Origin of the sequence: Protofrankia sp. Cas8, assembly GCF_963555845.1 — a bacterium.
Taxonomy (GTDB): Bacteria; Actinomycetota; Actinomycetes; order Frankiales; family Frankiaceae; genus Protofrankia.
On the sequence record NZ_CAUVXI010000037.1, the window covers coordinates 1 to 8034 of the forward strand.

At 67.5% G+C, this 8034-nt stretch carries 7 protein-coding genes and 1 pseudogene; 2 read left to right on the forward strand and 6 right to left on the reverse strand.

The annotated features are described in order from the left end of the window. Positions 1 to 218 precede the first annotated feature (218 nt). Positions 219 to 1145, forward strand: a complete 927-nt coding sequence (locus tag U9977_RS08200) for a D-2-hydroxyacid dehydrogenase (RefSeq protein WP_322748593.1) — start codon at positions 219 to 221, stop codon at positions 1143 to 1145. 101 nt (positions 1146 to 1246) lie between these two features. Here U9977_RS08200 and U9977_RS08205 read toward each other — a convergent pair whose 3' ends face one another. The 6 genes from U9977_RS08205 to U9977_RS08230 form a co-directional block, all read right to left on the reverse strand. After that, the gene (locus U9977_RS08205) at positions 1247 to 1780 is read right to left on the reverse strand and encodes a hypothetical protein (RefSeq protein WP_322748594.1); all 534 of its coding nucleotides are present in this window, start codon (positions 1778 to 1780) and stop codon (positions 1247 to 1249) included. A 173-nt stretch (positions 1781 to 1953) separates the two neighbouring features. Continuing rightward, positions 1954 to 2601 carry a zf-HC2 domain-containing protein gene (locus U9977_RS08210; protein ID WP_322748595.1) on the reverse strand — a complete coding sequence of 216 codons (648 nt, stop codon included), beginning with the start codon at positions 2599 to 2601 and terminating at the stop codon, positions 1954 to 1956. Beyond that, positions 2598 to 3140, reverse strand: a complete 543-nt coding sequence (locus U9977_RS08215) for a sigma-70 family RNA polymerase sigma factor (RefSeq protein WP_322748596.1) — start codon at positions 3138 to 3140, stop codon at positions 2598 to 2600. Before U9977_RS08215 ends, U9977_RS08210 begins: the two co-directional genes overlap by 4 nt. Before the next feature lie 24 nt (positions 3141 to 3164). Next, complete coding sequence (locus U9977_RS08220) at positions 3165 to 4352, reverse strand: S1C family serine protease (RefSeq protein WP_322748597.1); 1188 nt, start codon at positions 4350 to 4352, stop codon at positions 3165 to 3167. A gap of 314 nt (positions 4353 to 4666) precedes the next feature. Beyond that, positions 4667 to 5335 carry a TetR/AcrR family transcriptional regulator C-terminal domain-containing protein gene (locus U9977_RS08225; protein WP_322748598.1) on the reverse strand — a complete coding sequence of 223 codons (669 nt, stop codon included), beginning with the start codon at positions 5333 to 5335 and terminating at the stop codon, positions 4667 to 4669. Positions 5336 to 6306: 971 nt separating this feature from the next. Beyond that, positions 6307 to 7020: an MBL fold metallo-hydrolase gene (locus U9977_RS08230; RefSeq protein ID WP_322748599.1), complete on the reverse strand. Its 714-nt coding sequence runs from the start codon at positions 7018 to 7020 to the stop codon at positions 6307 to 6309. A 336-nt stretch (positions 7021 to 7356) separates the two neighbouring features. Here U9977_RS08230 and U9977_RS08235 point away from each other — a divergent pair. Next, a pseudogene (locus U9977_RS08235) lies at positions 7357 to 8034 on the forward strand (hypothetical protein); the annotation flags it as partial.

Below are 8034 nucleotides of genomic sequence, written 5' to 3' on the forward strand. Positions count from 1 at the left end.
CGTTTCGGACGCCAAGTGTGCCGAACGCCAAGTGTGCCGGACACAAGGTACGGCGGACACAATGTGCGAACGGCCCGGATCGGCCGTGTCGGGTCGTAGCCGGCCTTTTGCGCGGACCGTCGACGGTGGGGCGCCGCTCGCCACTGTCGAGGTAGCGTTCGCAGGTGCCATCCGTCCATGTGGTGACCACCGCAGCCGGGGCCAGATCGATCGGCGACATGAAGAGGCGAGGCCGACTGCCGCTCGCGGTGTACCCGCACATGCCCGGTCGGTTGGGCCTGACGGCCGACCAGGCGGCGGTGTTGTGGCGCAGCGGTGGACCCGGCGCGGAGAATGGTCGGTTCTGGCTGCGGGCGTGTTTGAATGCCTACCCCGGACTCGCCTGGATTCATTCCGACTCGATGGGGGTCGACGACCTGCCACTGGCGGAACTGGCGGCTCGGCAGATAGTACTGACGAATGCGGCGGGCGCACATGCCCGACCTATTGCCGAATGGGTCATGCTTGGTGTGCTCATGGCAAGTAAGAGGCTTGTCGACTTCCTCGGGCGCTGCGCCCACGGTATCTGGGATACCAGCATCGTTCCGCGGGATCTGGTGGGCCGGCGTGCGCTGCTACTGGGTCTGGGTTCGATCGGCACGGAGGTAGCGAGGCTACTGGAGCCTCTCGGGCTTGACGTCGTGGCCGTGACCCGCAGCCCACGAGCCAGGGCGGTGGCCGGGGTCACGGCCGTCGTGCACGACGGCTCGTGGCGGGAGATGCTCGCTGACACGGACTTTCTTGTGTGCACGCTCCCGCTCACCGACCGGACCACGGGCCTGCTCGGTCAATGGGAACTCGCGCAGCTGCCGTCCCATGCGTGGATCATCAGTATTTCCCGTGGTCCGGTCATCGACCAGGATGCGTTGATCGCCCTGTTGGACGCCGGCCGCATCGCCGGGGCCGTCCTCGACGGCTTCAGCCAGGAGCCGCTGCCTGCGACGGATCCGTTGTGGCAGCGGCCGAATGTGGTCGTCCTGCCGCACCACACCTGGTGCTCCCCGAGCAGTCGGTCCCGGCTCGAGGTTCTCTTCGCCCATCAGCTCCGTCGATGGCTGGCCGGTGAGCGCCTGCTTAACGTGGTCGACTGTCGTCGCGGTTACTAGGACGTGGTGATGCACCGATAAGAGGGCTGTTCAACCGGCATTGATGGACATTTCATCATGATGGTCGTCGGGACACTGCCGCCTTGACCGTGACCGTCTGCCTAATCGGTGTCGATCTTGTTTCCCGAGGGCGCCAGAACATACCATTTTGCGCCGAACCCGTTGATTCCCTGACCGTTGACGTCCCCGGGGCTGGTGTCACCGACGTAGTAGTAGAGCGGGTGGCCGCCGTAGGTGACCTCCCGCGTCCCGTCAGGTCGGGCCGTGGTACCGAGCAGAGCGACAGTGACGCCGGCGCCGGCTGTGGGCGCGCCCGCGGCGACGTATGGCGGCCAGGCCGCCGCGCAGGCTCCGCTGCACGACGATGTGGTGCCTTTATCTGCCTCGAAGAGGTACAGGGTCCGTCCGCCGGCGCCGACCAGGACATTACCGACCTTGGTCGGGCCGACGGCGACGGTCGCCGCCGTCGATACCGCCGTACCGCCGGTAGAAGGTACCGCCCCACCGCCCGTGGCAGGCGTCGTGTGGGCCGGGGTGCCGTAGCTGCTCCCGGCACCGTCGTCGCTGCTGCCTGCGCACGCGGCGAGGACGGTGGCCACCGCCATGGTGGACACGATCATGCTGATTTTCTTCATCACGGCTCCCATTCGCTCTGACCGCCGGAGGACAGCCGTCGCTCGTCCCGGCGAGTGGTCACTGTTCATCACGTCCGGGCCCGCCCGGCGGTTCAACCCCCGCGCGGGTCGGCACAGCCGGCGACAGGTCGGCGGGCGGCGGGCGGCAGGTGACAGGCGGGCCACCGGCGGAGTCAGAGCGGTGCGCTCACCAGGCGGCGGCCGTCGTCGGTCATCACCAGCACCTCACGGATCTTCTCGCGCGGCAGCCGTGTGCTGCCCTGGACCCGGGCATCCCCGGCGTAGGTCGCGACCCAGGTGGCGGCGACCTCACGTGTGCCGTCAGTGGCCACCACCACCAGTTGGCAGTGTTCCTCCGACGGCACCCCGCTGACAGTGATCGTTAGACCGGTACCGACGCCGACCTGTGCGAACGAGATCGTCGTATGCACCCGTGTCGTCGAATCCGTGGCGGACACGACCGTGCGTGCCGGGGGGTCGGACCCGGATATGCCCAGCCCCGCGGCAGTGCCGCTCACCGCGACCACTGCGGCTGCCGCAACGGCCAGCAGTCGATGACGGCGACGGCGGCGCTGCGCCGTCACCGCCCGGGCGGCCGTGACCATCCGCGGTAGCAGGTCCGGCGATGGTGCGGGCAGTCCTGATGCCGCCTCCTGGGGGCTCAGCCGCGACAGCAGCCCGGGCAGCTCCGCAAACTCGCTGAGCGTGTCCCGGCAGCGGGTGCAGCCGGCCAGATGCGCCTGAACCGCGGTTCGTTCGGCTGGCTCCAGTGCCCCGAGGACCAACGCACCGAGCGTCAGCTCAGCCTGCTCGCACCTCATCTGCTCACTCCCCGCTCCCGCAGGGCGAGCTTCAGCGCCCGGAGCCCGTAGAACGCCCGTGACTTCACCGTCCCGACCGGAACGCCCAGAGCTTCGGCGGCCTCGGCCACCGACCGGCCCCGGTAGAAGGTCTCGACAATCACCGCGCGGTGTGCCGGACTCAGCGTTGCCAGCGCGTCCGCGACCAGCCAACGCTCCATCGCACGCTCGATGTCGTCCGCCGCGGGGACCTCCGTGACATCGACATGCGACACTTCGTACGGCCGTGACCGCCGTGCCCGGTATTGGTCGCACGCGATGTTGTGGGCCACAGTGAGCAGCCAGGACCGGATCGAGCCGCGATCGGGGTCCGCCACCGCGTCCAGGCGTCGCCATGCCCGCAGGAACGTCTCCTGCACAATGTCCTCGGCCCGTCCTCGGTCCCCGTCCGTCAGCCGGTTCGCATAGGTGAACACAGCGCTACCGTGCTCCTCTTGGAGCGCGCGTAGGACCGTTTCCTCGTCCCGGCGAGCCGTCACCTTCTCATCACGGCTGAACATGTCCGATGGTTCAGACGGATGCTCTCATCCACGCGGCTGGCTGGACCCGGACTGCCGGCCGGGCCGGCGACGGCTGGGCCGCGCGGGCCGCTGGCCGACCTGCGGCAAAATCGCGCGCACCGGCGCGACCGGAGCATTCCGCCGGCCGTCGGCGCCGTCTTCGCCTTCGTTCTGGACGTCGCCAGTGCGCCTGGCAGCCGTTGTCATCACGACCCGCGCGGCGGGCGAGCCGGGCCGGGCAGCGGTCGCAGTACCGGTTGCGGTACCGGCTGCGGCGCCACGGCCATCGTCACCGCCCGCACCGCCCGCACTGCCCGCACCGCCCGCACCGCCCGCAGTGCCCGCAGTGCCCGCAGGCTTTGCGGTCTCGAGCTGATGAGCGACAGCCATCGCATGGTTGATCGGGATGGAGTACCCGGCCCGCATCCCGGCCGGCAGATACTCGTTGAACATCGTGGCAGCGGTATCCATACCGACCACCTGACCCGCCGCGCTGACCAGCGGACCACCGGAGAAGCCGGGTTTGATCGCGAGGTTGGTCCTGATGAGGCCGGTCAGCTGCTCGGCGTTGCCGCCACCGGGGTCGGTGGCGGTGATGCTCTGGTTGAGGGCGGTGACAGCGCCGGTGACGACGGTCGGTGCCCCACCCTCGGCATTGCCGACGGCTGCGACGGAAGCGCCTATCGAGATCTTCGCCGAGTCTCCGATCGGCACCGTGGTCAGCCCGGCAGCGCCGCGCAACTGGAGCACGGCGACATCATTGGTTGCGTCGGCGCCGACGACCGCGGCTGGATACGCGCGTCCGGTGCTGGCGACGGTGACGGTGATGCTTGCGGCGTCCTGGATGACGTGATTGTTGGTGAGCACCTCACCGGCGGAGTTCAGCACCATGCCGGTTCCCGCGGCGGACCCGCTCTGCGAGGCGAGCGTGGAGACAATGCGCACCACACCCGGCGTGACCCGGTCTGCGACACCGGATCGCTGCGAGGGAATGGGGCTGCCGGTCGCCGCGGTGACCAGGCCGGGAGCGGCGAAGGTACGGATGGCCGGACCCGGGACGATGGTGGCGTCGAGGAGACCACCCGCCATACCGGACGCAGGGGTCCCCGTACCGATCGCGACGGCGGAGCCGGTCATGCACGCCGTCACACACCCAAGGGCGGCTGCCCGCAGTCGCCACGCGGAGGTACCGGGACGCTCCTCACCCACCATGCGGACCTCCTCGTGAGTCAACCGCCAGGGCTGGCGCCGCCAGAGCCCCGCGGTTCGAGCCCCTGCCGCTTTGCCGCACCTGCCGGTTGCCGACTGCCGACTGCCGGACCTCGACCACCGCGGTCGAGGTCCGGCGATCTAACCCAATCGCGTGGCCGTCCCCGGGCGATCACCGAACGGTCAGATGGGGGGCACATCACGCCGAAACCACTGCCAGCCCACCCGCATCGCGCCGTTCGGTGATCGCCCGGTGATCGTTCGGTGATCGCCCGGCGATCGTTCGGCGATCGTTCGGCGATCGCGCTCCCTTTCTGCTACCGGCCCAGACGTTGGCGGAGCCCGGCCAGGAGTATCTCCATCCCGAACCGGTACTCCTCGTCATGATCACAGGTCGCAAGATCGGGAACGGCCGCGGCCAGCGCGGGGAAGCCGCCCGCCTGGAGCTCCTCGATCTGTCGCGCCCACACCCCAGGCGATGGGGACCGCTCGACCAGCGAACTGCCGCCGCCGGCGAGTTCGCGCAGGAGGGCCCCGGTATGAAGAGCGACGATGGCGCGTATCGCGTGGACGGAGGTGGCCTTGTCGAAGCCGGCGTCAGCCAGCAGAGCCACCCCGGTATCGAACGCCCGGATAGCCACTTTCGAGCGCACCGGCCGGGTGGCCAGTAGAATGAAGGCAGCAGGATGAGCCAGCGCCACGCGGCGGAATTCATTGGCAATGGCCTGGACCCGGTCTTCCCATGGTCCGATCGTCGCCGGGGTTATATCGATTTCATCGAGTATGACCGTGGTCACCCCGTCGAGTACCGCGGCCTTGTTGGGAACGTGGTTGTACAGGGACATGGCCTCCACTCCGAGCACGCCAGCGAGACGGCGCATGCTGAGCGCGTCGACGCCGTCGCGATCGACGAGTCGGACAGCGGCATCGATGATCCGCTCACGACTGAGTGGCTGGCGGGTGCCGGCTCGGTTGCTCTTCGCCATGTTGGCTACTGTCCGTCCTCGGTTCACGGGACCTGTGGCTGCGCGAGACACGTGCCCGGCAGATCACCATCCGGTCATTCGGCGAACAAGGGGACCGGACGGGCCGGGTCGGAGCAGTTGAGAACTTACACGCGGCTGCTAATCCGGCGCCTGCGAACCCACCTCGCGATGACAGAGAGTCGCAAGCTGGGTCGTCACGTCACGCAAGAGCGGGAGCGGCACAGATAGGGATGACGGTGCGGGGTACTGCGCCTGCTACGGCGAATCCGCAGCCACGGGCGGGGAGGCGGGCCCGTCCGTGGCTGCGGATCGCGGTCTTCGGGTCGCGGTCTTCGGGTCGGCAGCGGCGACGCCGAGGACCTCTCGCGGGTGGTGCGCTCACCGTCGACGGCGTTCGACGTTCCGAGCGTGAACTTCTCGTATTAGCGGATCCGTTGGTAACGGGACGTCACCAACGCAACGACCGTTGCCCCTGGCAGCCCGTGCTTCCACTACCTGAAGTAGTTGCGGTGGAGCGATTCGTCGCCGTCCCAGCGGCCGGACACGGTGCCTGCCGGCAGAGCGTTCGTGGCCATGGCGGGTTTCTTTCTCTTCCTTGACTTACGGCGTAAGGGTGTCCTGGTACCGTGCCACGCCGACTGAACGTTGTCAACGCACACAGCTTCTGGTGGGGCCGGCCGGTGGGCTATCCCGCGCATCTGCGGATCGGCAGGGGGGATCCAAGTCACGGCGGCGGAGAATTCGTTGGGTAATCGGTTGAACCCAGAATGGTATTACTGGTAGTGCCGATGAATCGGCGGCGGGATCGGCACGGAGCGCAACATCGCCGGGGCCGCCGCGACATGACGCATGATCGACAGGTTCTGTCGACGGGGGCGGTCGTCCGTGGTGTCCGGGCTTGCCGTCGGTCCCGTGGCTGCCCGGTCACCAGGCATCGAGCGCGTCCCGGTCGACAATGCGTCCCGGTCGGATTACCGGCCGAACATCATCCGCCATTGTTCGATGGTACGAGGCCGGAAAACGGTGTTGTCGCGCCGAACCGTTGACATTGGCGCCGACGGCTGTGCTGAATAGAGATGCCCGGGAAAGACGACCGGGTCGTCCGGGAGCGCGGCCAGCGCTCGCAGACTTGTGTACATGGCGTCGGGGTCACCGCCCGGAAAGTCGGTACGTCCACAGCCTTCCAGAAAAAGCGTGTCGCCTGCGACCAGTCGCCCGCCGTTCACCAGGAAACACTGGCTTCCGGGCGTGTGCCCGGGGGTGTGCAGCAGCCGGATGGCCACCGCGCCGACATCGACCACGTCGTCGTGGTCATGACTGACCAGGTCGGTGGCGCCGACCCCGGTGGTACGCCGCACCCATTCGGCTTCGTCGCGGTGTACGTGCACGGGAACCTGAACGCGGCCGAGCAGATCGTGCAGCCCGGGGAGGGAGAAACCGAGCATCTCGCCACCGACATGATCGGGATGATGGTGTGTGACCAGCACGCCGGTGAGCCGCATGCCGTCACCGGCAAGGGCCGCGAGGATGTCGTCGATCGCATACGCCGGATCGACCACGACCGCGTCCCGGGTTTCCTGATCGCCGATCAGGTACGTGAAGTTGACCATCTGAGTCGCGATCGGGTCGCCGACGGCGTAGTCGCGCCCGGACAGCAGCTGACGGAAGTACAGACGGTTGACCATGGGCCCAGGTTACGGCGGGCGCACCGTCGACGCGGCCGGGCGCTGCGCCGCGCTCGGTGTGGAGGGTCAGAACATTCTCTCGATCAAAAACCCCACATCGTTGCTATCAGTCACGGCTTGGAGATGTCACCGTCGGTCGATGTCAGCGTCGGCTACGTTGACCGTGGGTAGCGTGCGATCAACTGGGTGTGTGGTGGGCGGCCTGGCGGTGTCGAGTCGGCACCGAGTATGACAACTGCAATCTTGCGGACGCGAGGCGTTCGTCCGGGCATCACGTGGACGTCGTTCTCCGCTGCTTTGTTCCCAGTACCCGTCTCATCGTCAGAAAGGTCATCCATGACCTCCCGTCGCAAGGTCGTCGGATTAACTGCTGTGATTCTCGCGTTCGGCTGTGTTGCCGCCGGCGTGACCGCCACCGCGGCCAGCGCCAATTCCAATGACACCGATCGACACGACTCCCAGCATTACCCGCGGAGTTACGAGATCGGGCTCTTCGGCGACATGCCGTACGGTCCCAAGGGCCGGGCGCAGTATCCCAACGTCATCGCCGACATGAACTCCCAGAACCTGGAGTTCTCCGTATTCGACGGCGACATCAAGAACGGCAGTGAGCCGTGCTATGCAGATGTTGACGGTTCCGCGCAGCAGGCTGGTCAGCCGGATGTCTACAAATACTCCCTGAATCTGTTCAGCCAGTTCCGGGATCCGGTCGTCTACGTTCCCGGCGACAACGAGTGGACGGACTGTGACCGGCCGTCCACCGTGGGGCCGACGTTCGATTCGGTCGACCGTCTGAACTACCTCCGCCAGGTTTTCTTTCCGGACAACCGGAGCCTGGGGAGTCGTACCATCCGGCTGACGAGGCAGAGCCCGCAGTACCCGGAGAACGTGCGTTGGACGCGTGGCCCGGTGACCTACGTCGGCATCAACGTCCCCGGCAGCAACAACAACTACATTCCCGACGGTGATGTCAAGGACGGCCCGCAGGCCGAGGCCAACGCGGAGTATGCCGCG

Excerpts from the sequence above, each read along its gene's own strand:
- U9977_RS08200 (WP_322748593.1), top strand. The coding sequence starts at position 219 with ATGAAGAGGCGAGGCCGACTGCCGCTCGCGGTGTACCCGCACATGCCC.
- U9977_RS08205 (WP_322748594.1), bottom strand. The coding sequence starts at position 1,780 with ATGAAGAAAATCAGCATGATCGTGTCCACCATGGCGGTGGCCACCGTC.
- U9977_RS08210 (WP_322748595.1), bottom strand. The coding sequence starts at position 2,601 with ATGAGGTGCGAGCAGGCTGAGCTGACGCTCGGTGCGTTGGTCCTCGGG.
- U9977_RS08215 (WP_322748596.1), bottom strand. The coding sequence starts at position 3,140 with ATGTTCAGCCGTGATGAGAAGGTGACGGCTCGCCGGGACGAGGAAACG.
- U9977_RS08220 (WP_322748597.1), bottom strand. The coding sequence starts at position 4,352 with ATGGTGGGTGAGGAGCGTCCCGGTACCTCCGCGTGGCGACTGCGGGCA.
- U9977_RS08225 (WP_322748598.1), bottom strand. The coding sequence starts at position 5,335 with ATGGCGAAGAGCAACCGAGCCGGCACCCGCCAGCCACTCAGTCGTGAG.
- U9977_RS08230 (WP_322748599.1), bottom strand. The coding sequence starts at position 7,020 with ATGGTCAACCGTCTGTACTTCCGTCAGCTGCTGTCCGGGCGCGACTAC.